General features: G+C 65.7%; 22 protein-coding genes. 9 read left to right on the top strand and 13 right to left on the bottom strand.

Annotation, left to right across the window (positions count from 1 at the left end):
* Positions 1-9: 9 nt before the first annotated feature.
* Genes BLJ79_RS00190 through BLJ79_RS00175 form a run of 4 tightly spaced genes read right to left on the bottom strand, consistent with a single transcriptional unit; the run spans position 10 to position 4,563 of the window.
* On the bottom strand, positions 10-954 hold the full coding sequence (locus BLJ79_RS00190; RefSeq protein WP_083410891.1) for an ABC transporter permease: 945 nt from the start codon (positions 952-954) through the stop codon (positions 10-12).
* Entirely contained in the window at positions 951-2,105 is a 1,155-nt protein-coding gene (locus BLJ79_RS00185) for an ABC transporter ATP-binding protein (protein WP_071212668.1), read from the bottom strand. The genes BLJ79_RS00190 and BLJ79_RS00185 overlap by 4 nt, the downstream gene beginning before the upstream one ends.
* Before the next feature lie 2 nt (positions 2,106-2,107).
* Positions 2,108-3,325, bottom strand: coding sequence for an ABC transporter substrate-binding protein (locus BLJ79_RS00180; RefSeq protein ID WP_071212667.1), 1,218 nt, complete (start codon positions 3,323-3,325; stop codon positions 2,108-2,110).
* Positions 3,325-4,563 (bottom strand): ABC transporter substrate-binding protein, encoded by a 1,239-nt coding sequence (locus BLJ79_RS00175; protein ID WP_286135205.1) that lies wholly within the window; start codon positions 4,561-4,563, stop codon positions 3,325-3,327. The genes BLJ79_RS00180 and BLJ79_RS00175 overlap by 1 nt, the downstream gene beginning before the upstream one ends.
* Before the next feature lie 317 nt (positions 4,564-4,880).
* On the opposite strand from BLJ79_RS00175, the gene BLJ79_RS00170 reads away from it, so the two are divergent.
* The gene (locus BLJ79_RS00170) at positions 4,881-5,318 is read left to right on the top strand and encodes an Lrp/AsnC family transcriptional regulator (protein ID WP_071213195.1); all 438 of its coding nucleotides are present in this window, start codon (positions 4,881-4,883) and stop codon (positions 5,316-5,318) included.
* Entirely contained in the window at positions 5,315-6,730 is a 1,416-nt protein-coding gene (locus BLJ79_RS00165; RefSeq protein ID WP_139194648.1) for an aspartate aminotransferase family protein, read from the top strand. Before BLJ79_RS00170 ends, BLJ79_RS00165 begins: the two co-directional genes overlap by 4 nt.
* A 110-nt stretch (positions 6,731-6,840) precedes the next feature.
* On the opposite strand, the gene BLJ79_RS00160 is transcribed toward BLJ79_RS00165, so the two are convergent.
* The 3 genes from BLJ79_RS00160 to BLJ79_RS00150 all read right to left on the bottom strand — a co-directional run bounded on the left by BLJ79_RS00160 (position 6,841) and on the right by BLJ79_RS00150 (position 9,679).
* Positions 6,841-8,460 carry an MDR family MFS transporter gene (locus BLJ79_RS00160; RefSeq protein WP_071212666.1) on the bottom strand — a complete coding sequence of 540 codons (1,620 nt, stop codon included), beginning with the start codon at positions 8,458-8,460 and terminating at the stop codon, positions 6,841-6,843.
* 261 nt (positions 8,461-8,721) lie between these two features.
* Entirely contained in the window at positions 8,722-9,006 is a 285-nt protein-coding gene (locus BLJ79_RS00155) for a cupin domain-containing protein (RefSeq protein ID WP_071212665.1), read from the bottom strand.
* Between the two features lie 265 nt (positions 9,007-9,271).
* The gene (locus BLJ79_RS00150) at positions 9,272-9,679 is read right to left on the bottom strand and encodes a DoxX family membrane protein (RefSeq protein WP_071212664.1); all 408 of its coding nucleotides are present in this window, start codon (positions 9,677-9,679) and stop codon (positions 9,272-9,274) included.
* A 96-nt stretch (positions 9,680-9,775) separates the two neighbouring features.
* On the opposite strand from BLJ79_RS00150, the gene BLJ79_RS00145 reads away from it, so the two are divergent.
* The 3 genes from BLJ79_RS00145 to BLJ79_RS00135 all read left to right on the top strand — a co-directional run bounded on the left by BLJ79_RS00145 (position 9,776) and on the right by BLJ79_RS00135 (position 14,120).
* Positions 9,776-10,447 carry a helix-turn-helix transcriptional regulator gene (locus tag BLJ79_RS00145; protein WP_071212663.1) on the top strand — a complete coding sequence of 224 codons (672 nt, stop codon included), beginning with the start codon at positions 9,776-9,778 and terminating at the stop codon, positions 10,445-10,447.
* Between the two features lie 194 nt (positions 10,448-10,641).
* Positions 10,642-12,591, top strand: a complete 1,950-nt coding sequence (locus BLJ79_RS00140) for an acyl-CoA dehydrogenase family protein (protein ID WP_071212662.1) — start codon at positions 10,642-10,644, stop codon at positions 12,589-12,591.
* Between the two features lie 242 nt (positions 12,592-12,833).
* Positions 12,834-14,120 carry a dicarboxylate/amino acid:cation symporter gene (locus BLJ79_RS00135; protein ID WP_071212661.1) on the top strand — a complete coding sequence of 429 codons (1,287 nt, stop codon included), beginning with the start codon at positions 12,834-12,836 and terminating at the stop codon, positions 14,118-14,120.
* 162 nt (positions 14,121-14,282) lie between these two features.
* Here BLJ79_RS00135 and BLJ79_RS00130 read toward each other — a convergent pair whose 3' ends face one another.
* Entirely contained in the window at positions 14,283-15,932 is a 1,650-nt protein-coding gene (locus BLJ79_RS00130; protein ID WP_071212660.1) for a PucR family transcriptional regulator, read from the bottom strand.
* 114 nt (positions 15,933-16,046) lie between these two features.
* Here BLJ79_RS00130 and BLJ79_RS00125 point away from each other — a divergent pair, with 114 nt between their 5' ends.
* Both BLJ79_RS00125 and BLJ79_RS00120 read left to right on the top strand, forming a co-directional pair.
* Positions 16,047-17,540 carry a CoA-acylating methylmalonate-semialdehyde dehydrogenase gene (locus tag BLJ79_RS00125; protein ID WP_071212659.1) on the top strand — a complete coding sequence of 498 codons (1,494 nt, stop codon included), beginning with the start codon at positions 16,047-16,049 and terminating at the stop codon, positions 17,538-17,540.
* A 35-nt stretch (positions 17,541-17,575) separates the two neighbouring features.
* Complete coding sequence (locus tag BLJ79_RS00120; RefSeq protein ID WP_071212658.1) at positions 17,576-18,946, top strand: aspartate aminotransferase family protein; 1,371 nt, start codon at positions 17,576-17,578, stop codon at positions 18,944-18,946.
* A 68-nt stretch (positions 18,947-19,014) separates the two neighbouring features.
* Here BLJ79_RS00120 and BLJ79_RS00115 read toward each other — a convergent pair whose 3' ends face one another.
* Positions 19,015-19,509, bottom strand: coding sequence for a hypothetical protein (locus BLJ79_RS00115; protein WP_071212656.1), 495 nt, complete (start codon positions 19,507-19,509; stop codon positions 19,015-19,017).
* A 156-nt stretch (positions 19,510-19,665) separates the two neighbouring features.
* Between BLJ79_RS00115 and BLJ79_RS00110 the strand changes: the two genes are divergently transcribed.
* Positions 19,666-20,142, top strand: a complete 477-nt coding sequence (locus BLJ79_RS00110) for a hypothetical protein (protein ID WP_139194647.1) — start codon at positions 19,666-19,668, stop codon at positions 20,140-20,142.
* A gap of 123 nt (positions 20,143-20,265) precedes the next feature.
* Entirely contained in the window at positions 20,266-20,859 is a 594-nt protein-coding gene (locus BLJ79_RS00105; RefSeq protein WP_071212653.1) for a hypothetical protein, read from the top strand.
* Between the two features lie 110 nt (positions 20,860-20,969).
* On the opposite strand, the gene BLJ79_RS00100 is transcribed toward BLJ79_RS00105, so the two are convergent.
* The 4 genes from BLJ79_RS00100 to BLJ79_RS00085 form a co-directional block, all read right to left on the bottom strand.
* Positions 20,970-22,406 carry an aldehyde dehydrogenase family protein gene (locus BLJ79_RS00100; RefSeq protein WP_071212652.1) on the bottom strand — a complete coding sequence of 479 codons (1,437 nt, stop codon included), beginning with the start codon at positions 22,404-22,406 and terminating at the stop codon, positions 20,970-20,972.
* Positions 22,407-22,479: 73 nt separating this feature from the next.
* Positions 22,480-23,970, bottom strand: a complete 1,491-nt coding sequence (locus BLJ79_RS00095) for an APC family permease (protein ID WP_071212650.1) — start codon at positions 23,968-23,970, stop codon at positions 22,480-22,482.
* Positions 23,971-24,104: 134 nt separating this feature from the next.
* The gene (locus BLJ79_RS00090; RefSeq protein ID WP_071212649.1) at positions 24,105-25,034 is read right to left on the bottom strand and encodes an AraC-like ligand-binding domain-containing protein; all 930 of its coding nucleotides are present in this window, start codon (positions 25,032-25,034) and stop codon (positions 24,105-24,107) included.
* 134 nt (positions 25,035-25,168) lie between these two features.
* Positions 25,169-25,780: a TetR/AcrR family transcriptional regulator gene (locus tag BLJ79_RS00085; RefSeq protein ID WP_071212648.1), complete on the bottom strand. Its 612-nt coding sequence runs from the start codon at positions 25,778-25,780 to the stop codon at positions 25,169-25,171.
* Positions 25,781-25,852 lie beyond the last annotated feature (72 nt).

The raw sequence follows: 25,852 nt of genomic DNA, 5'->3' as shown, positions 1-25,852 counted from the left end.
CAAGCCTTCCTAGAACAGTTCCTTGGTGCCAAAGCGTTTGATGTAGATCATGACCAAGGCAAGGATCAGGATCATCAGGATGAAGCTCAACGCCGAGGCGCCGGGGTAGTCGACAACCTTGAAGAAGCGCGAATCAATGATCTGCCCGATCATGGCCGTGTCCCGGTTGTTGCCCAGCAGCGCCGCGTTGACGTAGTCGCCGGCCGCGGGAATGAACGTGAGCAGCGTGCCGGCAAAGACCCCGGGCATCGACAGCGGCAGCGTCACCTTGAAGAAGGTCGTCAGCGGGCTAGCATACAGGTCTCCCGAGGCCTCCAGCAGGTTGGTGTCCAGCCGGTCGAGGTTGGCGTAGATCGGCAGCATCATGAACGGCAGGAAGTTGTAGGTCAGCCCGCACACCACGGCGAAGGCCGTGGCGGTGAGGTGTCCGTCCGCCGGCAGGATCGCGATGGCCCGCAGCACCGTGACCACCGGGCCCTCGTCGGAGAGGATCTGCTTCCAGGCCTGGGTGCGCAGGATGAAGCTGGAGAAGAACGGTGCAATCAGCAGCACCAGCAAGATCCCCTGCATCAGCTGGTGCCCGCGCAGCCGCACCGCCACCAGGTAGGCCATGGGGTAGCCGATGAGCAGGGCCGCGACCGTGGCGATAAGGGCGAAGAAGAACGAACGCAGGAACACGTCCCAGTACGCGCCGATGACCGTGACGTAGTTGCCGAATTCCAGGGCCGGGACGAACTCGCCGATTTCGGCGCCCGGGGGCCTGGCGTAGAGCGACATGCTCAAAAGGACCAGCACCGGCGCCGCGAAAAACAGTGCCAGGACGGCCATTCCCGGAATGATCAGGTACAGCCCGACCCTTCCCTTGCGCCGCTCGGCGGCAAGTTCCTCCTCGCTGCGCAGGTCCACGGTTGCCGGCTTTTTCTTGTTCCGGGGGCGGGATCCGGTGGTGGTCATACCGCGTCCCTCCCCGCGGATGCCTCTTCGGCCCCGTCAAGCCCGAAGGAGAACTCCGGTTCCCAGGTCATGCGCACGGTGTCCCCGCGCTGTGCCGGTGGCTGGCCCATGTTCTGGGAGAACGTCCCGATGGTTCCGATGCCCTGGACCTCCACCAGGTACTCGGTGCTGACCCCGGTGAACGAGGCGTCCAGGACCGTGCCGGTGAGCATGTTGGCGCTGGGCGAGTATTCGTCGGACAGGTTCATGACCCGCATCTTTTCCGGGCGCACCCCCACCACGGCGGCACCGCTGTGGGCCACCGACCGGTCCTTGGGCATGACCAGGCGGTGTCCGGCAGCGTTCACGGCGACGGCGTCCCCGAGGTCCTCGGTCACCGTTCCGTACATGAGGTTTGACTTGCCCAGGAAGTTGGCCACAAAGGCGGTCTTGGGCAGTTCGTACAGGTCGCGCGGGGCACCCATCTGCTCGATCTTTCCCTTGTTCATGACCGCGACGGTGTCGGCCATGGTCATGGCCTCTTCCTGGTCGTGGGTCACGTGGATGAAGGTCAGGCCGACCTCGGTCTGGATGGATTTGAGCTCCACCTGCATCTGCCGGCGCAGCTTCATGTCCAGGGCCCCGAGGGGCTCGTCAAGCAGCAGGACCGCGGGGCGGTTGACCAGGGCACGGGCCAGGGCCACGCGCTGCTGCTGCCCGCCGGAGAGCTGGACCGGCTTGCGCGACGCGAGGTGTTCGAGCTCCACCATTTCCAGTGCGGCCTTGGCCCGGGACACCGAGTCCTTGACGCCCTTGCGCTTGAGTCCGAAGGCCACGTTGTCCAGCACGCTCATGTGCGGGAAGAGCGCGTAGGACTGGAAAACGGTGTTGACCTGGCGTTGGTAGGAAGCGAGCTTGGTGACGTCCTGCCCGCCGATGCTGATGGTGCCGCTGGTGGGTTGTTCAAGACCGGCGATCATCCGCAACGTGGTGGTCTTGCCGCAGCCCGAGGGGCCCAAGAGTGCGAAGAAGGTGCCGCTGGGCACGGTCAGGGTCAGGTCGTCGACCGCGGTGAAGTCGGCAAATCGCTTGGTGACGTTGCCCAGGTGAAGGTCCGCCCCCGAGGCTGTCATGGGCTGGGCCTTGCCCTTCAGGGAAGTCGTGGTTGTCATAGTCAGGCACCAATCACTTGCTGGAACATGTTCTGGAACTGGGTTTCTTCCTCCACGCTCATCGCGCGCTCGGTGGAGGAAAGGGAGAGGAATTCCTTTGTCGGGAAGATCAGCGGGTTGTCCACGAGGTCCGGGTCGATCTTTTCCATGGCCTCACGAGCGCCAACCACGGGGCAGACGTAGTTCACGTAGGCCGCTACCTCGGCGGCGACGTCCGGGTCGTAGTAGAAGTCCATGAGCTTCTCGGCGTTGGTCTTGTGCGTGGCACCGATCGGGACCATGAAGTTGTCGCTCCAGATCAGGCCCTTGGCTTCGGGCATCACGAACTCCCATTTGTCGCCCTCTTCGAAGTTCAGCTGGGTGATGTCCCCGGAGTAGACCAGCCCGGCGATCGCATCGCCCGAAATGAAGTCCTGCTTGTAGGAGTTGCCCTTCACCTGGCGGATCTGGCCGTTGGCGATGTTCCTTTCCAGGACGTCCAGCGAGTTCCCGTATTCGTTCTCTCCCCAGTCGCCCTGGATGTCCACGCCGTGGTCGAGCAGCAGCATCGGCATGGTGTCACGCATTTCGTCGAGCACCGTGACCCGGCCCTTGAGCGCCGGATCCCACAGGTCCGAGACGTTTTTCAGGCCCCTCGGGAAGGCCTCCTTGTTCCAGGCCAGCCCGGTGAACCCGGACTGCCAGGTCAAGGACTTCGTGCGCCCGGGATCGAAGCGGACATCGCGCAGTTCGGGCAGCAGGTTCTTGATGTTGGGGATGTTGGCGTGGTCGAGTTCCTGGACGTAGCCCTGGCGGATCAGCCGCTCGGACATCCAGTCGCTGGGGGTGATGATGTCCTGGCCGATGTCCTTGCCGGCGGCCAGCTGGGCCTGGATCTTGCCGTAGTAGGTGTCGTTGGAGTCGATGTCCTCCGCGTACGTGGCGGTGATGCCACTTTCCTTCATGAACCGTTCAAGGGTCGGGTACTTCTTGGTCTCGTCGTCGTAGTCAAGGTACAGCGTCCAGTTGGCCCAGCTGACAAGCTTTTGCTCGCCGGACAGGTCGACTGCGGCGCTGGGGCCGGCGGAGGACTTGGAGCCGGCGGTCCCGCAAGCTGCCAGCAGGCCGGCCAATGCCAGCCCGCCGGCACCGGCCAACACGCCCCTGCGTGAAGCCTGGGCTTCCGCGATCCCGCGCGCGATGCGTCGACGGGAAGAGAACTGACGGTCAGGGCGGGACATTAGGCTCCGATCGCGGTTTGGAACTGGCTGTTGAAGTTGGTTTCTTCCTCGGCGCTCAGCGACCTGAAGACGTGCGCCTTGGCCAGATCGGATTCGGACGGGAAGATCAGCGGATTGTTCATCAGTTCCGGGTCGATCTTTTCCATGGCTTCCTTGGCCCCCTCGACCGGGGAAATGAAGTTCACGTACGCGGCCACCTGGGCGGCGACCTCCGGTTCGTAGTAGTAGTCCATGAGCTTCTCGGCGTTGGCCTTGCGCGGGGAGGCGACCGGGACCATGAGGTTGTCGCTCCACAGGGTTCCGCCCGCATCGGGAAGCACGAACTCCCACTGGTTGTCGTTCTCGAAGTTCATTTGGGTGATGTCACCGCTCCAGACGATCCCGGCGATGGCGTCCCCGGAGATGAAGTCCTCCTTGTAGGAATTGCCCTTCACCTGGCGGATCTGGCCATTGGCGATTTGCTTGGAAAGCACATCGGTGGCCGCAGCGAATTCGGTGTCCCCCCAGGCGCCGGAGATTTCCACGCCGTTGTCGAGCAGCAACAGGCCCATGGTGTCGCGCATTTCATCGAGCACCGTGATCCGGCCCTTGAGGTCCGGGTTCCACAGGTCGGAGACGCTGCGCAGTCCCTTTGGGTACTTGGCCTTGTTGTATGCAATGCCCGCGTAGCCGCTTTGCCAGGTCAGCGAGTTCTTCCGGCCCTGGTCGAAGTCAACGTCCTTCAGGCTCGGCAACAGGTTTTTCATGTTCGGGATGTTGGCGTGGTCCAGTTCCTGGGTGAAGCCCTGGCGGATGACCCGGCCGGCCATCCAGTCGGTCAGGGTCATGATGTCCTGGCCAATGTCTTGGCCCGCGGCCAGCTGCGCCTGGACCTTGCCGTAGTAGGAATCGTTGCCGTCGATGTCCTCGGCGTAATGCGTCTTGATCCCGGTGAGCTTGGTGAAATCCTCGAGCGTTGGATATTTCTTGGTTTTGTCGTCGTAGTCCAGGTACAGGGTCCAGTTGGCCCAGAAGACGTTCTTGTCGCTTTCGGACATGTCCGTCACGGCCGCGGAGGCGCTGGTGGCGCTGCCTCCTCCGCCTCCGGTGCCGCAGGCAGCCAGGAAGGCTGCCAGTCCCAGGCCGCCGGCACCTGCCAGCAACTTGCGGCGCGACAGCTGGATGCGCTGCGCCTGTCCGATCAGGGCCCGGACGGCCGGATCCCGAGGCATTTCGCGCTGGTTCTGGTTGGACATCATCTGGTTCCCCTTCAACTGGCGTTGCATCTTCCCTTGATGAACACTGGGCGATCGTGACGCTCGTCACGCTCAACTCTTGACATGGATCATGTCAGGAATCTTCCGAGCTGACAATAGTTTTCGTTGAGTTGCATTTCAGGAACCACTGAAATCTGCTGTAAAACACCTCTTCCACAACTGATTCCTTCGGGCTATGCTCATTCCCAAGTGGTGGGGCCCAAGCCGCATCCGCGAGCGTGGCCACCCAATTCGTTCGATCAGGAGGTCGATAGGAAGTGACCCAATCCGCACCCAACGGCACATCCAATGGCTTCGTCATGGATGAAACGTCCAAGGCAATCATTGAGCAATTGCAGCAAGACGGGCGGCGTTCATACGCTGCCATCGGCAAGGCCGTGGGCCTCAGCGAGGCAGCCGTGCGGCAGCGGGTCCAAAAACTCGTCGACAGCAAAGTCATGCAGGTAGTGGCGGTCACCGACCCGCTGCAGCTTGGCTTCAAGCGCCAGGCCCTCCTGGGCATCCGATCCACCGGCGACATCATTGCCACCGCCGACAGGATCGCGGCCCTGCCCGAAGTCGACTACTGCGTTGTGGTGGCCGGACCTTCGGACATCATTGCGGAAGTCATTTGCGCCAATGATGAGGACCTGCTTCGTATCATCACAGAAATTCGATCCGTGGAAGGGGTACGTGAAACCGAAACGTTCATGTATCTCTCGCTACGCAAACAGGAATACAACTGGGGTACCCGATGAGCATTTCCAGCACCACTGCAAACACCGCAACGAGCACCACGCCCTTGGGCACCGACCGCCAGGTCGCTGCCAGGGACCACTTGTGGATGCACATGGCACGCCACTCCGTCCTGCAGGAGGGCGGCCGCGTTCCGATCATCACCCGAGGCAAGGGCCATACGCTCTGGGACGACCAGGGCAAGAGCTACATCGACGGGCTTGCAGGCCTCTTTGTCGTCAACGCCGGACACGGCAGGGCCGAACTGGCCGAGGCCGCCGCCAAGCAGGCCGAAAAGCTTGCCTTCATGCCGCTGTGGTCCTATGCGCACGAACCTGCCATCGACCTCGCCGAGCGCCTGGCCAACTACGCACCGGGAGACCTGAACCGCGTCTTCTTCACCACCGGCGGCGGAGAAGCAGTCGAGTCGGCGTTCAAGCTCGCCAAGCAGTATTTCAAGCTGCAGGGCAAGCCCGGCAAGTACAAGGTCATTTCCCGGGCACTGGCGTACCACGGCACCCCGCAGGGCGCCCTGGCCATCACCTCCCTTCCGGACATGAAGACGCCGTTCGAGCCCCTGGTCCCCGGCACGTTCCGGGTCCCGAACACCAACTTCTACCGCGCCCCGGAGCAGTTCGCGGACAACGAGAAGGACTTCGGCTTCTGGGCCGCCGAGCGCATCCGCGAGGCCATCGAGTTCGAGGGCGCCGACTCGGTCGCGGCGGTCTTCCTGGAGCCGGTGCAGAATTCCGGCGGCTGCTTCCCGCCGCCCCCGGGCTACTTCCAGCGGGTGCGGGAGATCTGCGACGAGTACGACGTGCTGCTGGTCTCGGACGAGGTCATCTGCGCCTTCGGCCGCATCGGCTCGATGTTCGCCTGTGACGACTTCGGCTACGTCCCGGACATCATCACCTGCGCCAAGGGCATCACCAGCGGCTACTCGCCGCTGGGCGCCATGATCGCCTCCGAAAGGCTCTTCGAGCCGTTCAAGCACGGGGACACCACTTTCTACCACGGCTACACCTTCGGCGGACACCCCGTGTCCACCGCGGTGGCCATGGCGAACCTGGACATCTTCGAGCGCGAGGGCCTGAACCAGCGGGTCAAGGACAACGCCCCGATCTTCAAGTCGACCTTGGAGAAGCTCAAGGACCTGCCGATCGTCGGGGACGTGCGCGGTGCGGGCTATTTCTACGGCATCGAGCTGGTCAAGGACAAGAAGACCAAGGAGACGTTCAACGACGAGGAGTCCGAGCGCCTGCTGCGCGGATTCCTGTCCACCGCACTCTACGACGCCGGGCTGTACTGCCGCGCCGATGACCGCGGCGACCCGGTCATCCAGCTGGCTCCCCCGCTGACGGTGGGTCCGCCGGAGTTCGACCAAATAGAGTCGATCCTGCGTTCGGTGCTCTCCGAGGCGGAAAACCACTTCTAGGAAAGCAGCGGGAACGGAACGGGGAGGCCGGGACGGTAAAGATATTCACCGCCCCGGCCTCCCGGGCGTTTTTGCGGATGCACCGCCGCTTCTTTTCGCGCGCGGTGCGCCTAGCCCTCGTCCGGGGGCACCGCACGATGGCGAGGCGCCGGCCCGGGCCCGGAGCCCGCAACCGTGGCCGGATTCTTCTGCCCGTCGCGCTCGATGGAGGTGGCCAGGGGCTTTTCCCTCAGGAACACCAGCACGATCGCGGCGGCAATCACCAACGGGACCATGTAGAGGAACACCGGAGTCAGCGCATCGCTGTAGGCCCCGACAATGATGTGGCGGATCCCCTCGGGCAGGGAGCGCACCAGGTCCGGGGTGAACGAGTTGGAATCGCCCTGCGGGCCGGCACCTGCGGCCGGCATCCGCTCGGTGAGCAGGTCACCCAGATTCGTGACGAAGACGCTGCCGACCACGGCCGTGCCGATCGAGGCACCGATCTGCCGGAAGTAGTTGTTGGCCGCCGTGGCCATGCCCACCTGCGAGTTGGGAAAGGTGTTTTGCACGATCAACACCAGGATCTGCATTCCCAGCCCGAGCCCGACGCCCATCAGCGCGAGGTAGCAACAGATGATCCACACCTGGAGGTCTGCATCCATGGTCGAGAGCAGGGCCAGCGCCCCGGCGACCACGAGCGTGCCCACCACGGGAAACCACTTGTAACGCCCGGTCTTGCTCACGAAGGCGCCGGAACCAATGGAGGTCACCAGCAGCCCGCCCATCATAGGGATCATCAGCAAACCAGCCTGGGTGGCGTTGGCCCCGGTGACCATCTGCAGGAACGTCGGAAGGTAGGCCAGCGCCCCGAACATGGCCACCCCGATGACCAGGCCGGCCAGGGTGGTCCGGATGAAGTTGGGCTCCCTGAACAACTTCATGGACATGATGGGGGCCTGGGCCCGCCGTTCCACCAGCACGAACAGCACCGCGGCGGCCAGCGTGAGTCCCATGAGGAAGAGCACCATGGCCGAATCCCACGCGTAGGTGGTCCCGCCCCAGGTGGTGGTCAGCACCAACGCCGTGGAGGCCACCGCCAGCAGCAGCATGCCGCCGACATCCACCCGCGGCCGCTCCCCGGCGGCAGTCTCGGGAAGGTGGAGGAAGAACAGCGCCGCAACCAAGGCCATGATGCCCAGCGGGATATTCATCCACAGGCACCACCGCCACGTCACTTCCTCGGTGAACCAGCCGCCCAGCAACGGGCCCGCCACGGAGGACAGCGCGAAGACCCCGCCCATGATGCCCATGTACTTGCCGCGCTCGCGGGCCGGAACCACGTCGGCGATGATCGCCTGGGAGAGCACCATCAGCCCGCCGCCGCCCAGCCCCTGGATGCCGCGCCCGGCAATCAACCACGCCATGTCCGGGGCAAAGCCTCCCACGATCGACCCGGCGATGAACAGGCTTATGGCGCCCATGAAGATGCCCTTGCGGCCCACCAGATCGCCCATCTTCCCGTAAATCGGCAGCGTGATGGTGGACGCCAGGATGTATATGGTGATGACCCACAGCATTTCGTTGACGCCGTTGAGTTCACCGACGATCGTTGGCAGTGCGGTGGAGAAGATCGTTTGGTCCAAGGAGGCCAACAGCATCGTCATGACCAGGCCGGCAAAGACCAGCAGGATGTTGCGGTGTTGTTTTTGCTCTTCGGTGCGTTCAGCGCGTGMCGCTGGAATCGTCATTGGAAGGCATTCCGTTCGTTGCAAGAACCGCGTGCCCCAAAGGTTCGCATCGCGGACCCGCGTTGCACCGGCGTTGTTGTGGTTGGTCTTCTTGCACGGGACGGGACTACGGAAAGTGTCGCGGTGCCTCCGACCGCGACTTTCGGTTCATTGCGCTGTTCATGCATCCAATGGGTGTGCGGGGCATTCTTCCATGGTGGCAGTCCGGCTTCGTGGAAACAATGACCGTCGCCCGCTACACAGCAGGCATACAGGAAGACACTATTTGAGCTCGATTTCCACGAACACGAATTCGGTATCCGCATCGTTGACGACGTTGTGCTCGCTTCCGGCTGCACGGGTGTAGGACACCCCGGCAGTGAGTTTGTTCCGGGCTGTGCGGTCACTGGCCTCAAGCAGCAGTTCACCGGTGTCCATGGGCACGACGACGTAGTCGGTCGGGTGGATGTGCCACCCGGTTTCGGTGCCGGGCGGGAATCGCCACTCGGTCACCCGGACACGATCGTTGTCGATTTGCACGGTGGCGGTGGCTGCGGTTCGCTTCATGAAGGTTCTTGCCCTTTTCGTTGGCGGCGTGGGCCTGGTTGGCGTTGCCTGGGGTCCCGGAGGAGTCCTGCGGTCGGGTTCTGGCCCATCGTCGCATCTCGCTCCGGCATCGGGCAACAGCACAGCCAAAGGCTACCGGGCACCTTCGTTCAGCAAACCGCCCCTTCGATCCCGTGCARAAAAGAAGCAGCGGTCCGGTGAACGAGTCTTCTTCGTCCACCGGGCCGCCACAATGTCGGTGTCGTGCCGCCGGGGGCCAACCAACCTAAACGTCTCGCGCCAACGCCAGACGGTTCAGGGCAAATGCGGCCACCAGCAGGCCGAAGTCGCGAAGGGCCACGTCGAAGAACCCCGGCAGGATGATCAGGTTCACGATGATTCCCAGCAGCCAGAGGCAAACGACCAAGGAACCGATCTTGGGGCGAAGTGCCACAAGGATGCCGGCGATGATTTCGACGACGCCGACCGCATACATGAAAACCTGCGGGCTGACCGGGATGATGTCGGTGGCCAAGGGAGCCAGGTAGTGCGTCCAGTCGGTCAGCAGGTTGGTGAACTTGTCGAGCCCGAAGACGATGGGTGCGACGGTGAAGATCGTGCGCAAAACGAAGAACGCCTGGTGATGAAGCTGGACGCTTCTCTCGGCCGCGGTGTTCACGGTGTGGGTGGCCATGATCTCGACCCTTCCTTCTAAAGTGGTGATATTTAACTTTAGAAACACCACCCCCTCTAAGTCAACAGTTGCTAACTTTAGATTTAGACTGGAGCCATGAGGTTTCAAGCAAGGGATCAAGGGCTCAATGCCGTGGCTGCCTTGGCCGATCCGGTACGCAAGGCAGTCTATGAATTCGTGCGCACCAGTGAGACTGCCGTGGGACGCGACGAATGCGCCTCGGCCCTCGAACTTCCACGCAACACCGTCGCGTTCCAGCTGGACAAGCTCGCAGACCAAGGACTCCTTTCCGTGGAGTTTCGGCGACTCAACGGAAAGGGCGGGCCGGGGTCGGGGCGCCCGGCAAAGCTTTATGCGGCCACCCGGATCGACGTATCCGCAAGCATTCCGCACCGGGAATACGCGTTGGCCGCGAATATCATGGCCAGTGCCATCGATCGGGCCGGCACCGAGAACCGGCCCGTTGCACCTGTGTTGGCCGAGGTGGCACGCGAAGCCGGTCGGTCAATTGGTGCACATGCCGGCTCGCTGACGCAGGCTTTGGCAGACCACGGCTACCGACCCGAAGAACGTGAGGACGGCTCCATCGGCCTGCTGGACTGCCCGTTCCACCAGCTCTCGGCCAGCCACCGCACCACCGTATGCACCATGAACTTCGAGTTGCTCACGGCCGCGGTCGACGGCGCCAACGCGCCGTACCGCGCATGCTTCGACCCACCCACGAACGAGCACCACTGCTGCGTGCGGCTCGACCCGCACGAGGTGTAGCCGCGCAGCGGGCCCGTGCGCCGATCCTTTCCGTTGCTCCGCGACCCGCTCGAGCTCCGGTGCCCCTTGGCGGCCCGCGTTGCACCTCGCCAAGGCCCCTATCGGCAACCGGGCGCCGCGGCTAGGCTGGCATCAATACGCCAGGGCCTGTAAGTCCCCGTGTCGGGCCCTTTGTTTTCGACAAAGGAAGCACCATGAGCATTGATGAACAGCATTCCGGTGAACGCGTCGATGAGAAGGTTGCACGCCAGGTGGCCGAAGCCGCCCGCGAGCAGCAGTGGGAGCGGCCCAGCTTCGCCAAGGGCCTGTACATGGGCGACTTCGACTGGGGCCTGATCCACCCGCATCCGCAACCCGACCCGGAGGCCGCAGCGCGCGGCACGGCGTTCATGGCACGGCTGCGCGAGGCCATCAAGGACCTCGACACCGGTGCCATCGAACGCGAGTCCCGGATCCCCGACGCGATCATCCGGGCACTGCGCGAGGTCGGCGCATTCGGCATGAAGATCCCGGTGGAATACGGCGGGCTCGGCCTTGATTTGGCCGACTACGGCCGGGCCCTGATGCTGGTGGGCACGCTCAACCCCAGCCTCGGTGCGCTGCTCTCTGCCCACCAATCCATCGGCGTTCCCGAGCCTGTGAAAATGTTCGGCACCGAGGAGCAAAAACGGGCCTTCCTGCCCCGCTGCGCAGCCGGGTCCATCTCGGCATTCCTGCTGACCGAAAACGATGTCGGCTCCGACCCCGCACGCCTGGGCACCACGGCAACCCTTTCGGCGGACGGCACGAGCTACACCCTCAACGGGGCCAAGCTCTGGACCACCAACGGGGTGGTCGCCGAGCTGCTCGTGGTCATGGCAGCGGTCCCGCCCCACGAGCTGCCCGACGGCAGCAAGTCCAGGGGCGGAATCAGCGCCTTCGTCGTGGAGGCCGACTCCCCCGGCATCATCGTGGAAAACCGCAATGCCTTCATGGGGCTGCGCGGCATCGAAAACGGCGTGACCCGCTTCCGCGATGTGGTGGTCCCAGTCGAAAACCGCCTGGGCAAGGAAGGCGCGGGTCTCAAGATCGCCCTGAGCACCCTGAACACCGGACGCCTGTCCATCCCGGCCATGTGCGCGGGGGCCGGGAAGTGGTCGTTGAAGATCGCCCGCGAATGGTCCAACGCCCGCATCCAGTGGGGCAAGCCGGTCGGGGAACACGAGGCGGTCGGCAAGAAGATCGCTTACATCGCCGCCAACACCTTCGCCCTCGAGGCGGTCTTTGAGCTTTCCGCCGCCCTGGCCGATGCCGGGATGAAGGACGTGCGCATCGAGGCCGCCCTGGCCAAGCTCTTCTCCTCGGAGGTCTCCTACAAGATCGCCGACGAGCTGCTGCAGATCCGCGGTGGACGGGGCTACGAGACCGCCGCCTCGCAGCAAGCACGCGGGGAACGCGCGGTACCCGTGGAGCAACTGCTGCGGGACCTGCGGATCAACCGGATCTTCGAGGGGTCCACCGAGATCATGCACCTGCTCATCGCCCGCGAGGCTGTCGATGCCCATCTGAAGGCCGCCGGGGACCTGGCCAACAAGGACGCGGACCTGCAGGCGAAAGCTAAGGCAGCCATGGGCGCCTCCGGATTCTATGCCAAGTGGCTGCCGACCCTGGCGGTCGGTTCCGGGCTGCTGCCCCATTCCTATTCGGACCACGGCAGGCTGGCCAAGTACCTGCGCTTCATCGAGCGGGCCTCGCGGCGCCTGGCCCGGCACACCTTCGCCGGCATGGCCACCTGGCAGGCCGGCATGGAAAGCCACCAGGCATTCCTGGGCCGGGTCGTGGACCTTGGCGCCGAGCTCTTCGCCATGGCCGCCTGCATCGCCCGGGTCGAGCTCATGCGCACCCAGGACCCGGCAAACGCGACCTCGGCCGAGTTGCTGGCCCTGGCCTTCTGCGAACAATCCGAGCACCGCTGCGAAACCCTGTTCCGCGACCTGTGGGCCAACAGCGACAAGACCGACCGGAAGCTCTCCAAGAAGGTCCTTGCCGGCGACTTCACCTGGCTGGAATCCGGAATCCTCGATCCTTCCGAGGGGACCGGGGAGTGGATCGCTCCCTGGTCGACCGAGACGTTGCCCGATCGGCGGCGACCCTACGGGGCCTAGACGCGGAGGCCGCGCCCCGGCGGCACGGCACGGTTTCCCCCGGTGCTTGCTTCCTCGGGTTCCCCGTGCCGCCGTCGATCCGCCCCGGACGCCGCGGGGCCCGCCTCCGCCGCGGGCGGGAGGGGCACGGCCCGCGGATTTCGAGTAATGGCCCGCACAGCCTACGATTGCTGAGGCGTGACCAGCGCCACCTCCATGTTTCGCATACCCGCGGCACTCGTTTCCGTCACCTTGAGGACCCCATGAATTTCCTGAAATCGATCCCCCTGCTCGGCTGGATCATCGTAGCCATCGTCCTGGGCATCCTGACCGGCCCGATCATGCCCGAGTGGCTCGGCGGGGCGTTCCTGACCTACAACTCGATCTTCTCCGGGTTCCTCGGCTTCATCGTGCCGCTGATCATCCTGGGCCTGGTCATGCCGGCCATCGCCGAGCTCGGCAAGGGCGCCGGCAAGTGGCTCGGTGCCACCGCCGCAATCGCGTACGGTTCCACCATCATCGCGGGGCTGCTCGCGTACTTCGTGAGCCGTTGGCTGTTCACCCCGTCGCTGGCCGGTGGCGGGCTGGAGGAGCTGGGCGACGAGTCGGGTTCCGGATTCACCCCGTACATCACAATTGTTGGCAGCGCCAGCGACTCGGCCACCGAGATCGTGCTGCCGCCGGTAATCGACGTGATGAGCGCACTGGTCCTCGCCTTCGTGATCGGAGTCGGATTGACCGCCTTCCACTCCAAGGTGCTCTTCCGCGGAGCCGTCGAGTTCCGCACCATCGTAGAGTCCGTGATCCGTCGGATCATCGTTCCGGCACTGCCGCTGTTCATCTTCGGCATCTTCATGGATCTTTCGGCCAGCGGCTCGGCGGTCACCATCGTCACCAAGTTCCTGCTCGTTGCCGTGGTGTCATTCACGCTGTGCCTCGTCGTGTTGCTCATCCAGTACTCGGTGGCAGGTGCCATGACTGGCCAAAATCCCCTGAAGGCGCTGTGGAACATGCGCGATGCCTACTTCACGGCCCTGGGCACCTCCTCCTCGGCCGCGACGATCCCGGTGACCCTCGAATCGACCAAGAAGAACGGCGTCTCCAACTCGGTTGCCGGCTTTGTGGTTCCGCTGTGCGCGACCATCCACCTTTCCGGGTCGATGGTCAAGATCACCTGCTTCTCGATCGCGGTGCTGCTGCTGACCGGCGGGGACGTCACCTTCGGCGCGTACCTGCCCTTCATCTTGATGCTCGGCGTCATGATGATCGCCGCCCCGGGCGTTCCCGGTGGCGCGATCGCCGCGGCCGCGGGCCTGCTGGCACAGATGCTCGGCTTCGGCGAGGTCGAGGTGGGCCTCATGTTCGCCGCGTACATCGCGCTGGACAGCTTCGGCACGGCGACCAACGTGACCGGCGACGGCGCCATCGCCCTGATCATGAACAAGCTCACCCGCGGACACCTGGGCACGCAGGCACAGGACCCGGCGGACGAAAACATCGAGGCCGCCGAGGGCAGCAAGCTCGAAGAGCACGCCCTGCCGAGCAACTAGGACGTACCCGGCCGGCGTCGTCCAACGACGCCGGCCACGTGCATCCCCGCTGAAGGTGATGCGAGGAAGGCCGTCCGGACCACCGCGCAAGTCGCGGCCCGGGCGGCCTTGCCCGTTCCGCGGGAATGGAGCCCGCCAACCGGTGGCCCCGTGGCGGGCCGGCTACTTCGCGCCCAAGCCGAGCCAGAGGAGTGCCACGTGCAGGGAGGTGCGCGACTCGGCATCCTCCAGGCTGACCCCGAGCTTGTCCTCAAGCTTCTCCAGCCGCGCATAGAGCGCCGGGCGGCTCAGGAACCCGGTGCGGGCCAGCGCCGACTTGTTTCCGCCGTGCTTCAGGTACAGGCCGAGCAGCTCAAGCGCGGGCTCGTCGGGCGGGTCCAGGATCCCGGCCAGCTCGGCCTCGGCGAAGGATTTCAGCCGTGCATCCTCGCGCATCAAGGCCAGCAATCCACGCAGGCGCACATCGGCAAAGCGGTAGAAGGGCCGCGCGCGGGTGTCGAAGGTCGCCACGGTCTCGGCGACCTGGATCGCTTCCTCCAGCCCGTGCGCGGCCTCCTTCACGCCGCGCCGTCCCCGGCCCACGCCCACCGACCAGTCGATGGCGGGCTGGCCCTGGGCCAGTTGCCGGCAGATCCGCTCCAGCAGCGGTTCCTCGAGCTGCTTGGCCCCGACGCCCAGCACCATGCCGACCTGCCCGCTTTGCAGGGACGCGGCCAGCGCGGTGGACCTGGTGGAATCCACCACGGCGTTGATCGCATCCAGCAGGGCCCGCTCGCGCAGCTGCACGCCGGTGGGCGTCTGCCCGCGGTGCTTGTCGAGCCGGAACACCACCGGGACGTAGTGCGGGGATTCCACCAGCCCGAGCGCCTGCGCCCGGATCAGCACCTCCTCGGCACCCAGGGCGTGGGGCTGGCGCAGTTCGTGCAGCAGCCCGGCCCGGGCCTGGTGCAGCAATTCCTTCTGGTCCCGCCCGGCCAGGCGGGCAATCGACAGGGTCTGCCCGGCGCGTTCGAGCACCATGGCCGCGTCCGAGTCGTTGCCCGGTTCCCCGGGAACCACCAGCCGGCCCCAGCGTTGGCCCTGGATCCCCACCGGGGTTTGCAGCCAGTTTTCCTCCCCCATGCCGCGTCCGGTGGATTCCAGGTAGCCGACCCGGCGCGAGCGCTCGGGCCAGTGCGACAGCAACCCGGCATCCGGCCGCGGCCCGGGGTCGAAGCCCAAGACCAGGTGCGCCACGTCCTCGAGGACGACGGGGGCGCCGATGAGTTCCGCGGCGCGCGCCACGATCCCTTCCTCGGTGGCGTTTTGCAGGCTCAGCGCCGTGAAGACCTCGTGGATCATCCGCGAGCGCTCCAGGGCGGCGAGCTGGTCGGAGACCAGCATCCGGTGCACCACCTCGGTGATCTCAACGAACCTGACCCTCCGGTGCAGCAGCACCACCGGGAATTCACTTTGCGCGGCCACCCGGCGCAGGGCCTCGATGGCCGGGGAGCGCTGGGCGGCCGGCGAGGCGACCAATTCGACGATGATCCCCGCGGCCCCGGCCCGGCGCACCTGGTCCAGGAACTCGGCTACCCCGCTGCCGGTATCCCCGAAGGTCATGCCGGTGGTCAACACCAGTTCCCCTCCGGACAGCAGGTCCGCCAGCTGCGGGGTCTCGGCCACGTGCACCCAGCGCACCGGGCTCTGAAGCAATGAGGATCCTCCCAGGACCTCCGGCTCCCCCGCGGCAACGGCGGGCAATTCAAGGATCCGGGCGATGCTCAGCGTCCCGGCCACGGCCGGCTCCGGGTGGGTGTTCAGGGGACTCATGAACAGAGTGTAATACTTTTACACCAAGGGATTACATGTTGCCAGTGTTGTGGGTGTGTCCCGGACGACACAATGGAGGCAACAACATCCCCGTCTTGAAAGGACACCACCTCCGTGGAAACCCTCGCACACTGGTCCAACGGCACCACCCTCGAAGCACCCGCCGACTCCCGCTACGCCGACGTCATGAACCCCGCCACGGGCGAGGTCTCCTCCCGCGTGGCGCTGGCCAGTGCCGACACCACCGCCGAGGTCATCGCAGCGGCGCACGCCGCCTTCCCGGCCTGGCGCGACACCTCGCTGACCCGCCGCGCCAACATCCTGTTCAACTACCGCGAGCTGCTCAACAAGCGCAAGGGAGAGCTCGCGGCGATCATCACCGCCGAGCACGGCAAGGTGCTGGACGATGCCATGGGAGAAATCGCCCGCGGCCAGGAAGTCGTCGAGTACGCCTGCGGCATCCCGCACCTGGTCAAGGGCGGCTACACGGAGAACGCCTCCACCAAGATCGATGTCCACTCGATCCGCCAGCCACTGGGCGTCTCGGCGATCATCTCCCCCTTCAACTTCCCGGCCATGGTCCCGATGTGGTTCTTCCCCATCGCCATCGCCGCGGGCAACACCGTGGTGCTCAAGCCCAGCGAGAAGGACCCGACCGCCGCCATCTGGATGGCCGAGCTCTGGAAGGAAGCAGGACTTCCGGACGGTGTGTTCAACGTGGTCAACGGCGACAAGGAGTCGGTCGATGTCCTGCTGACCGACCCGCGCGTCTCCTCGGTCTCCTTCGTGGGATCCACCCCGATCGCCCAGTACGTCTACGCCACCGGCACCGCGCACGGCAAGCGCGTCCAGGCCCTGGGCGGGGCCAAGAACCACATGCTGGTGCTCCCGGATGCCGACCTGGACCTGGCGGCCGACGCCGCCGTCAACGCCGGTTTCGGCGCGGCCGGCGAGCGCTGCATGGCCATTTCCGCGATCGTCGCCATCGACTCGATCGCCGATACGCTCGTCGCCAAGATCGCCGAGCGCACCGCCACCCTGCGCGTGGGCGACGGCACCCGCGGCTGCGACATGGGCCCGCTGGTCACCGCCGCGCACCGCGACAAGGTCGCCGGCTACATCGACGCCGGCGAGGCGGCTGGAGCCACCATGGTGCTGGACGGGCGCAAGGTCACCCCGGATGCCGACGGGGCGGGCTTCTTCCTGAACCCGACGCTCTTCGACAACGTCACCACCGACATGTCCATCTACACCGACGAGATCTTCGGCCCGGTGCTCTCGGTGGTGCGCGTAGACTCCTTCGACGAGGGCATCGAGACCATCAACGCCAACGAGTTCGGCAACGGCACCGCGATCTTCACCAACGACGGAGGCGCCGCCCGCCGCTTCGAGAACGAGATCCAGGTCGGCATGGTCGGCATCAACGTCCCCATTCCGGTGCCGATGGCCTACTACTCCTTCGGCGGCTGGAAGAACTCGCTCTTCGGCGACACCCACGCCTACGGCGCCGAGGGCATCAACTTCTTCACCCGCGGCAAGGTCGTCACCTCCCGCTGGCTCGACCCGAGCCACGGCGGCCTGAACCTCGGCTTCCCGCAGAACGCCTAAGCGACAAGCACAGAATCCAGAAAGGGACTACTCCCATGAGCACTTCCGTGAACACCGAGATCACCGCGGAGCAGATTGCCGCCGGCAAGGTGGCCCACGACCTGGACCGCGAGCATGTCTTCCATTCCTGGCAGGCCCAGGGCCCCTTCGATCCGATGACAATCATCAAGACCGAGGGCTCCTGGATCTGGGACGGGGAGGGCAACAAGCTTCTTGACCTTTCCTCGCAGCTGGTCAACACCAACATCGGCCACCAGCACCCCAAGGTCGTCGCGGCCATCCAGGCGCAGGCGGCAGACATCTGCACCATCGCCCCGCAGTACGTCAACGACGCCCGTTCCGAGGCGGCCCGGCTGATCGCGGAGCTGACCCCCGGGGACCTGAACAAGATCTTCTTCACCAACGGCGGCGCCGACGCCAACGAGCACGCCATCCGCATGGCCCGCGTGCACACCGGCAGGCACAAGGTCCTCTCGGCCTACCGCAGCTACCACGGCGGCACGCACTTGGCGGTGAACGTCACCGGCGACCCGCGCCGCGTGGCCTCGGACAACGCCACCGACGGCGTCGTGCACTTCTTCCCGGCCTACCCGTACCGCTCCTACTTCAACTCGACCACCGAGGCCGAAGAGACCCAGCGCGCACTGCGCCACCTTGAAGACACCATCGTGCTCGAGGGCCCGGGCAACATTGCCGCGCTGATCCTCGAATCGATCCCGGGCAGCTGCGGCATCTACGTGCCGCCGGCCGGCTACATGGAAGGCGTGCGCGAGCTGACCCGCAGGCACGGCATCGTCTTCATCGCCGACGAGGTCATGGCCGGCTTCGGCCGCGCCGGAAAGTGGTTCGMCGTGAACCACTGGAACGTGACCCCGGACCTGCTCACCTTCGCCAAGGGCGTGAATTCCGGCTACGTTCCCCTGGGCGGGGTGGCGATCTCGGATGCCATCTTCGAGACCTTCCGCGACCGCGCCTACCCGGGCGGCCTGACCTACTCGGGCCACCCGCTGGCCTCCGCCGCCGTCGTGGCAACCATCAACGCCATGAAGGACGAGGGGATGGTGGAAAACGCCGCACGCCTGGGCTCCGACATCATCGGCCCGGTGCTGGAAGAACTCAAGGCCAGGCACCCGTCGGTGGGCGACGTGCGCGGCACCGGCTGCTTCTGGGCCGTCGAGCTGGTCACCAACCGCGAAACCCGCGAACCCATGGCTCCCTACGGCGGTTCCTCCCCGGCCATGGCCGCGGTGACCGCGGCGTTGAAGTCCGGCGGCGTGCTGCCGTTCGTGAACTTCAACCGCGTCCATGTGGTTCCGCCGCTGAACATCAGCGACGAGGACCTGCGCGCGGGTCTTGCGATCCTGGACGAGGCGCTCACGGTCGCCGACGGATTCGTCGAGGCATAGACGCATCCGCAGTGCCAACGTTGGCCGTGTCCCGCGGAAGGAATTCCGCGCGGCACGGCCAACCCTCGTCAAGCGGCGGGGCCGGGCCGCCCCGCCTGCTGGGTCACGAGCACCTGCCAGAGCTGCCGTTCCCTGGCATCGATGGCGATGAACAGCTTGCGGGGGGACTCGTTCCGGAAGGAATCGAGCCTGACCTCGTTTGGTTCGAAGTCCTCGCAGCGGGCCCCATAGCTTCTGCCGTCGCTGAAGGTGATGTCGATGGGGCCGAACCCGTCGCAGGTCCAGTGCACCGTCGTTTCCCCCGGGCCCAGCCAGAAGCTGCCCTTGGCCGACCCTCGGTAGCCGGACATCCGGGTTACGACCGCTTCCCCCTTCCCCGGCAGCAGCCTGCGGATTTCCGGCAGTGGTGCCGGTTCCGCCCGCTGGCTGGGCTGCAGCGTCGGCCCGGCACCGTCCCGGGGACCGGGGACCTGGTCGGTCAACTGCATGCATCCGGCCAACAGGACGCCGAGCACCAGCAAGCCCAGTGCCCGGGCCGTTCCGCCTTGGCCCCTGTGCATCATGCTGCTCCATCCGGGTCGGTTCACCGGCAAGCTAAGGGTGGCCCCGCGCCGGAATCCCGCCCCTGCAACGAGCCTAGAACAGTATCCGGCCGACCGGAACGGCAATACGCCCAAAGGTCGATGCGGCACGCGCAAATGCCTTGTTAGTCTGGGGACATGTACCAGCCAGTGGATTTCGCCAGCCCGCAGCTCCACCTCGCCGTGGCCGGGATCATCCTCGTGTTTGCCATTCCCATGGGCATCCACGCACTGGTGCGCTGGCGCAAGTTCCGCAAGGACCCTCCCCAGCAACAGACCTACGCGCGGCGCAGGGACATGGGCATCGAATCGGGTGTCGCCGCCCTCGGGCTCATCGCTGCCCTGGTGTTCACCGGCATGTTCGGCGCCGGGTGGAAGCAATCCGAAAAGAATCTCGTGGCCAACGTCGAAACCCGCTATGTCGTGTCCGACGTGGTGATGACCGGCTGGAACGGCTCGGCGGCCCTGGTCGACCTGGTGGACGCCAACGGCGTTGCGGCCACGGGGATCGAGGTGTCCTTCGACGCCGTGGGTGCACCGGTCCTGCGCGATGCGGCATTCGGGCTGGACCCGAAGCATGCCGTCGAACACGCCCTGGAGCTGCGCCGGGGCTGAGCGAATCGGTACCTTGGTCCCGTCGGGGGCCGGGGCTCTCCACCCCAGGTCCTAGTCGGATGCCCGAAACCTGCGCCCGGCCTCCGATGCGCGCAAGCCCTGCGGCTTCGTAGGCTCGAAGCCATGACACAGACAACGCCTTCTTCTCCCTCCGCATGCCTAAGCCCCAAGGCCGTCTTCCTGGCCTCCGCCACGGTCCTGGCGGCCCTGGCGCTCACCGGGTGCAGCGCCCTGGGAATCGAGTCCACGTACGACAAGAGCTCCAGCCATGACTTCGCCACCGGGGCCGAGGGAAAGGAAAAGAAGGTCGTTCCGTCCTGGGTTCCCGACGAAGCGACGAACCTCAAGGAGGTTGTGCGCACCACGGGCAACGAGCGCATCCTGCGCATGGAGTTCGGCGGCGCGCTGCCGGAAAGCTGTGCCTCGATCGCGGAGACCGGCAAGCCCAGTGAGGCCGAGCTGTCGGCGGGGCTGGACGCCGAGGATCCGGCAGCCGCCCAGGAACTCGCCGAACGTGTGGAATCCCAGTACCAGACGCCCCTGCTGGCGGCGGACTGGTGGCCCACCGGCCAGGAGGGAAAGACCACGCACCTGTGCGGGAAGTGGTGGGTGTCCCAGGAAGGCGGCCACCTCACCGCCTACACTCCGGAACTCAAGGGCATCGCCGAGAAGGTGATCGCCGAGCAGGCCAAGGCGCAGCGCGCCAAGGTCGACTAGCCACCGACCAACGCCGCAGCGGTCGTGGCGACGCGCACACAAGGGGCCGGGGTGGGGAGCTCCCGTCTGCTGACGAGCCTCCCTGCCCCGACCCCTTGTGCTGGTCGGAACTAGCCGTTGATCACCTGCGGCTGGCCCAGGGCCTTGAGCCCGTCCACCCCGAATTCCACGCCGTAGCCGGAGGACTTGGCCCCGCCGAAGGGAATCCGCGGATCCACGCCGCCGTGGCTGTTGATCCACACGGTACCGGCCTGCATGCGCGCTGCAACGGCACGGGCCGCCTCGCGGTCGCCGGACCACACGGAGGCACCCAGGCCGACAKCGAGCCCATTGGCGAGTTCCAGGGCCTGCTCGATCGAGTCGACCTTGACGATCGGCAGGACCGGGCCGAACTGCTCCTCGACGACCAGCGGGTTGTCGGTGGCGATGTCCGCGATCAGCGTGCTCGGGTAGAAGTAGCCCGGCTGGTCCGCCTGCGGGTTGGCGCCGAGCAGCACGCGCGCACCGGATTTGGTGGCCTTGTCCACCAGTGCGGCGACGATGTCGTACTGGGCCTTGTTCTGCAGCGGCCCCAGCACGTTGGCCTCGTCCAGGCCCACGCCCATCGGCATGTTCCTCGCGACCTCGACCAACGCCGCACAGACCTCATCGTAGATGTCCTTGTGCACGTAGAGGCGCTTGAGCGCCGCACAGGTCTGGCCGGTGTTGATGAACGCGCCCCAGAACAGGTTCTCGGCGATGGCCTTGGGGTCCACGTCGGGCAGCACGATGCCGGCATCGTTGCCGCCCAGTTCCAGGGTCAGCCGCTTCACGGTGTCGGCCGAGGACCGGATGATGGCCTTGCCGGTGGCGGTGGAGCCAGTGAACATGACCTTGTCGATGTCCTGGTGGGTGCTCAGCAGCTGGCCGACGTCGCGGCCGCCGGCGACCACGTGCAGCACGCCGGCCGGGAGCACCTGGTTGATGACGTGGCCCAGGGCCAGCACGCTCAGCGGGGTGTATTCGCTGGGCTTCATCACCACGGTGTTGCCCATGCGCAGGGCCGGGGCCAGCTGCCAGACCGAGATCATCATCGGCCAGTTCCACGGGCCGATGGCACCGACGACGCCGAAGGGGCGGTAGTGCATCTCCGCGTAGGTGGTTCCGTCGTCCACGAGCACCTCGGCCTCGAGGTCGAAGGACGCCGCCGCCCGCAGCCACGCCACGGCACCGCCGACCTCGAAGCGGGCGTTCGGGCCGTTCAGCGGCTTGCCCTGCTCGCGCGAGAGCAGGTGGGCCAGCGCCTCGGCGTTTGCCTCGATGGCGTCGGCGGCCCGGTTCATCAGGGCGCGGCGTGCCTCGTGGCCCAGTCCGTCCCATTCCGGCTGTGCCGCACGGGCCGCGGCGATGGCGGCCTCGAGGTCCGCGACCTCGTGCTCCGGTGCGCGGCCCACCAGTTCGCCGGTGGCCGGGTCGAGGATTTCGCGCCCGCCGGTGGCCGGCTGGATGGCGGCAAGCAGCTCGTCCGCGGTGGCGTAGCTGGCGACGGTGTTGGTTTCGGTGCTCATGGTTCGTTCCCTTTTCTTGTCTCTGGGTTTGCCGGAAGTCGTGTTTGTTGAATGGGTCGGTGGGGGCGGCGGATCAGCGCGGTGGGGTCTCGTCGGCTTCGTCTAGGTCCCCGCCGTGTCCGACGCCCGCGTAGATCGCCGGTTGGGTGGAGCGCAGCCTGAAGGCCCACAGCAGGCCGAGGATGCCCGGGACCACCACGAGTGCCGGCAGCAGCCATCCCAGGATGCTGGCGCCCTCCAGTCCGATCAGCACGTCGAAGTTCGCCACGATCGCCCCGAAGAGGACCACGAGTGCGATCCCGGCGAGCAGCGGTGCCACCACGGTGGTCCACCGTCCCAGCCCGTGCGGTTCGCTGCGGAAGTAGCCGATGACCGCGAAGGACGTCAGCGCCATGAGCATGACCAGCCCGAACGCGCCGGTGTTGGTGAGCCAGGTGAACAGCGTGAACACGGGGAACATGACGTCGGCGCCCGCCCCGGCGATCGCGAAGACCACCAGCACCAGCAACGCCACTGCCGACTGGGCCAGCGAGCCTGCCACCGGGGCATGGGTGCGCGGGTTGGTCTTGGCCGCGGCCGCGGGAAGCACGCCCTCGCGGCCCAGCGAGAAGACGTAGCGCGCCACCACGTTGTGGAAGGCGATCAGTGCGGCGAGCAGGCTGGTGATGAACAGCAGGTTTCCGAGGGTGACAAACCACCCTGGGGTGTGGGCGGCCAGGAACCCGAAGACCAGGCCTGGACCCGCGGCGGAGTTTTCGATGACGGCGCTGTGTCCCTCGCCTACGGCCATGGCCCACGCGGAGAGCGCGTAGAAGACGGCGATGATGCCGATCGCGATCAGCGTCGCCCGCCGCGGGGTGTTCTTGGGGTCCTTGACCTCCTCGCCGTAGATGGCGCCGGATTCAAATCCCATGAACGCCGCGATGCTGAAGGCCAGGGCGGCACCCGCACCGGCGGTGAACAGGCTTGCCGGTTCCAGCGACTCGGTGGAGATGCCCTCGGGAGCGACCTTGAAGGCCAGCACGTCGTAGACGATGACGACGAGGAATTCACAGGCCACCACGATGCCCAGCACCTTGGCGGAGAGATCGACCTTGTTCACGCCCAGGATGGCCACGACGGCCCAGCCGGCCAGGGCGCACACCCACCACGGGAGTGAAAACCCGAACGTGGTGGCGAGGAAATCGGCGAGCGCGAACCCGAACATCCCGTAGATGCCGATCTGCATGGCGTTGTAGCTGATCAGCGCCACCCACGCGGCACCGATCCCTGCGGGCTTGCCCAGGCCGCGGGCCACATAGGCGTAGAACGCGCCAGCGTTGCTCACGTGCTGGCTCATGGCCGTGTACCCCACGGCGAAGACCAGCAGGACGACGCCCAGCACGACGAAGGACAGCGGGATGCCCAGCACGCCGGTGACCGCGTAGTTGCTGGTGACTCCCCCGGCGACGACCGTCAGCGGCGCGGAAGCGGCGATGATCATGAAGACCAGCGCGGGCACCCCGAGAGTGCGTTTGCCGAGGCTCGGGGCCGTGGTGATGTGTGAATCGGTGGATGAAGCCATGGGAAGTTCCTCCTTGTAGCGTCTTTCCTACCAGTTTGCTTGCCAGTCGGGTGTTGGGGCTTGGCTTTGCGTGAGCGCTCCTTGGCAAACAGTGCAATCTTGCCCTCGGACCCCGCCCGGCTGTCGTGTCGAAACTAGAATTGGGCCTTGAACGCCGAGGGCGAGATCCCGTACGCCGCACGAAAGACCCTGCTGAAATGCGCTGCATCGGGAAAACCCCAGCGGGAGCCAACCGCTCCCACGGGGACGTGGCGTTGGAGGGGATCTTCCAGGTCTCGTCGGCATTGCTCGAGCCTTCGGGTGCGAATCCATTCGGCGACGGTGTGCCCCGACTCGGCGAAAATCTTGTGCAGGCTGCGCAAGGACACGAAATGCGACTCGGCTACGGAGCCCGGGCACAATTCGGGACCGGCGAGATGCTCGTTGATGTAGGCCTGTATGGCCAGGAGCTGTCGGTGTTGGCCGTCGGCTGCCGAGTCGTCGTGGTCGTGGAGTTCGGCCGCGAGCAAGGTGCCCAACAGGTCAATGGCGTTTGCGGCCAGCCGATGCCCCACGGGATCCCGAAGCTGCGGAAGCAGGCCCGCCAGTTGCCCCAGGAATGGCGTGACGGCCCGGCCCAGGGGATGTTCTGTTCCGATGGCAGTGGCCGTCATCTCCCGGATTTTGGCCACCGGCAGTCCCAACTGGTGCTGGGGAAACATGAGGACGAGGGTCTTGAAGTCCTCCTCGAACATCAGCGTGTAGGGGCGCTGCGTGTCGTAGATGGCCAGTTCGCCGGGTCGCAGCAGGGTTTCCCGACCGTCCTGCAGCAGCATTCCATGCCCGCTGAGCTGCAGGTTGAGCTTGAAGTGCGGCGCGTCGCCTGCGGCCAGCTGGTTTTCTGTGCGGCGCACCGCGTGGGCAGTGGCCTCGACCTGCATGACGCCCACGGAGCCGAATTGGCTGCCGGCGATGCTTCCGGCAAAGGCTCCCGCACGCACCGGTTCCGAATGCAGCGGAACGAAGGCACTGGACACGAGCGACTTCCATGCTTCGAAGGAATCAACGTGTTGCATCTGGTACATGAGCGAGAGACCTTTCCCCAATTGCGGTGATGTCCCTCGGCATGAACGGCTCCAAGGGAAGTGAACGACATCACATTCCAGTCAATGTACGCGCAACAGCCCCTAAAGTCACGTTTTTTCTCTGACTGTAGGTTTTAAATCCAGGTGTCGGGTCGGCCCGCCTTCAACAGCTCCAGATATTGATCCAATTGGGCGCGCAGTTGCGCCGGGTCGTTGAACCCCGCATCCAGCACGGCCGCCACCTGGGCGCCCAGAAGGAAGGTCAGCAGCGATTCAGCCGCGGCGTCGGTGCGGACCTCCTGGCGCAGCGCACCCTGGCTTGCCGCCTCGGCGAGCCACTCCCTGATCCAGCTCCGCCATTGGAGCATGGCCTCGTCATTGAGTGCGGAAAATTCGGGGTCGTGGATGGCCGCCTGCCAAAACGGGATCACGACCCGGGCCTCGTCGAGCCGGTCCTCATCCAGTGGAAGGACCTCTAGGGCAAATGCGTGCAGGGCCCCCAGCCCGCTCAAGCCCCGAATGGAAGATTCGACCCGGGCGTTGGTGCGGCCGAAGACATGGGTGAAGGTTGCGCGGACCAGGCTGGCCCGCGTGGGAAAGTACGGCTTCAGCGCCCCGTTGGCAAAGCCGGCCTCGGCCGCCACGTCGCGCAGGGTCACCCCGTCAAAGCCGCGGTGGGCAATGACCCTCCAGGTGACCTCGACAAGCTCGAGGCGGCGGGCGTCATGATCAACAATCTTTGGCATGCCACCCATCCTACGGATTCCCCCATCCCCTGCCGCACGGCGCACCGCCCGGGACCACCCCCTTGCCATGCC

Source organism: Arthrobacter sp. UCD-GKA (assembly GCF_001863355.1).
Taxonomy (GTDB): domain Bacteria; phylum Actinomycetota; class Actinomycetes; order Actinomycetales; family Micrococcaceae; genus Paeniglutamicibacter.
The sequence above is the reverse complement of the archived record's forward strand: the minus strand, read 5'-3'. Positions and strand labels throughout refer to the sequence as shown.

Excerpts from the sequence above, each read along its gene's own strand:
- BLJ79_RS00185 (WP_071212668.1), bottom strand. The coding sequence starts at position 2,105 with ATGACAACCACGACTTCCCTGAAGGGCAAGGCCCAGCCCATGACAGCC.
- BLJ79_RS00145 (WP_071212663.1), top strand. The coding sequence starts at position 9,776 with ATGAGGTTTCAAGCAAGGGATCAAGGGCTCAATGCCGTGGCTGCCTTG.
- BLJ79_RS00175 (WP_286135205.1), bottom strand. The coding sequence starts at position 4,563 with ATGATGTCCAACCAGAACCAGCGCGAAATGCCTCGGGATCCGGCCGTC.
- BLJ79_RS00115 (WP_071212656.1), bottom strand. The coding sequence starts at position 19,509 with ATGATGCACAGGGGCCAAGGCGGAACGGCCCGGGCACTGGGCTTGCTG.
- BLJ79_RS00110 (WP_139194647.1), top strand. The coding sequence starts at position 19,666 with ATGTACCAGCCAGTGGATTTCGCCAGCCCGCAGCTCCACCTCGCCGTG.
- BLJ79_RS00105 (WP_071212653.1), top strand. The coding sequence starts at position 20,266 with ATGACACAGACAACGCCTTCTTCTCCCTCCGCATGCCTAAGCCCCAAG.
- BLJ79_RS00165 (WP_139194648.1), top strand. The coding sequence starts at position 5,315 with ATGAGCATTTCCAGCACCACTGCAAACACCGCAACGAGCACCACGCCC.
- BLJ79_RS00180 (WP_071212667.1), bottom strand. The coding sequence starts at position 3,325 with ATGTCCCGCCCTGACCGTCAGTTCTCTTCCCGTCGACGCATCGCGCGC.
- BLJ79_RS00140 (WP_071212662.1), top strand. The coding sequence starts at position 10,642 with ATGAGCATTGATGAACAGCATTCCGGTGAACGCGTCGATGAGAAGGTT.
- BLJ79_RS00170 (WP_071213195.1), top strand. The coding sequence starts at position 4,881 with ATGGATGAAACGTCCAAGGCAATCATTGAGCAATTGCAGCAAGACGGG.
- BLJ79_RS00155 (WP_071212665.1), bottom strand. The coding sequence starts at position 9,006 with ATGAAGCGAACCGCAGCCACCGCCACCGTGCAAATCGACAACGATCGT.
- BLJ79_RS00150 (WP_071212664.1), bottom strand. The coding sequence starts at position 9,679 with ATGGCCACCCACACCGTGAACACCGCGGCCGAGAGAAGCGTCCAGCTT.
- BLJ79_RS00095 (WP_071212650.1), bottom strand. The coding sequence starts at position 23,970 with ATGGCTTCATCCACCGATTCACACATCACCACGGCCCCGAGCCTCGGC.
- BLJ79_RS00190 (WP_083410891.1), bottom strand. The coding sequence starts at position 954 with ATGACCACCACCGGATCCCGCCCCCGGAACAAGAAAAAGCCGGCAACC.
- BLJ79_RS00130 (WP_071212660.1), bottom strand. The coding sequence starts at position 15,932 with ATGAGTCCCCTGAACACCCACCCGGAGCCGGCCGTGGCCGGGACGCTG.
- BLJ79_RS00135 (WP_071212661.1), top strand. The coding sequence starts at position 12,834 with ATGAATTTCCTGAAATCGATCCCCCTGCTCGGCTGGATCATCGTAGCC.
- BLJ79_RS00085 (WP_071212648.1), bottom strand. The coding sequence starts at position 25,780 with ATGCCAAAGATTGTTGATCATGACGCCCGCCGCCTCGAGCTTGTCGAG.
- BLJ79_RS00090 (WP_071212649.1), bottom strand. The coding sequence starts at position 25,034 with ATGTACCAGATGCAACACGTTGATTCCTTCGAAGCATGGAAGTCGCTC.